The following is a 578-nucleotide window of genomic DNA, read 5'->3' as shown; positions in this document are numbered from 1 at the left end:
AGGCGAAGTCGGCCACCGAAGGCATCGTCAACGAGCTGCGCATCAACTGGGTCTGGATGCCGCCGTGGGGCCCCGACAAGATCACCGACGACGGCCGTGAGCAGCTTCGCGCCCTCGGCTTCAACGTCTGACAGCACCTGAGCCGCACGCCCGAACGGCCCCCGCGCGATCCGCGCGGGGGCCGTTCGCGTTGTCCGGGCGCCGGTTGTGTACGGCCGTACGCATCGTTGTGTACACTCGTACGCATGGGATATCTGACACTTGCCGGGGCGATCGCCGCCGAGATCCTGGCCACCACCTCGATGAAGTACAGCCACGGCTTCAGCAAGCTCTGGCCCTCACTGGCCACCGCGGTCGGCTATCTCGTCGCCTTCGCGCTGCTCGCGCAGACGCTCAAGACCGTCTCGATGGGCACCGCGTACGCCATATGGGCCGGGGCCGGGACGGCCGTCATCGCGGCGATCGGCATGCTCTTCCTCGGGGAGGCCGCCACCGCCGCCAAGGTGACCGGGGTGCTGCTGGTGATCGCCGGGGTGGTCGTGCTCAACCTCGACGGGGCCCACTGATGGCTCGCCGCT

At 68.7% G+C, this 578-nt stretch carries 1 protein-coding gene and 1 pseudogene; both read left to right on the top strand.

All coding sequences use genetic code 11. The annotated features are described in order from the left end of the window. Window positions 1-131: pseudogene (locus CCN51_RS52180) on the top strand (metal-sulfur cluster biosynthetic enzyme); the annotation flags it as partial. Window positions 132-245: 114 nt separating this feature from the next. Beyond that, the gene (locus CCN51_RS52175; protein WP_014180625.1) at window positions 246-566 is read left to right on the top strand and encodes a DMT family transporter; all 321 of its coding nucleotides are present in this window, start codon (window positions 246-248) and stop codon (window positions 564-566) included. Window positions 567-578: the final 12 nt, after the last annotated feature.

The organism is Streptomyces milbemycinicus (assembly GCF_002154605.1).
Classification (GTDB): domain Bacteria; phylum Actinomycetota; class Actinomycetes; order Streptomycetales; family Streptomycetaceae; genus Streptomyces; species Streptomyces milbemycinicus.
This window is presented reverse-complemented; position numbering and strand designations above follow the sequence as displayed.

Coding starts and splice junctions, on each gene's coding strand:
- CCN51_RS52175 (WP_014180625.1), top strand. CDS start 246: ATGGGATATCTGACACTTGCCGGGGCGATCGCCGCCGAGATCCTGGCC.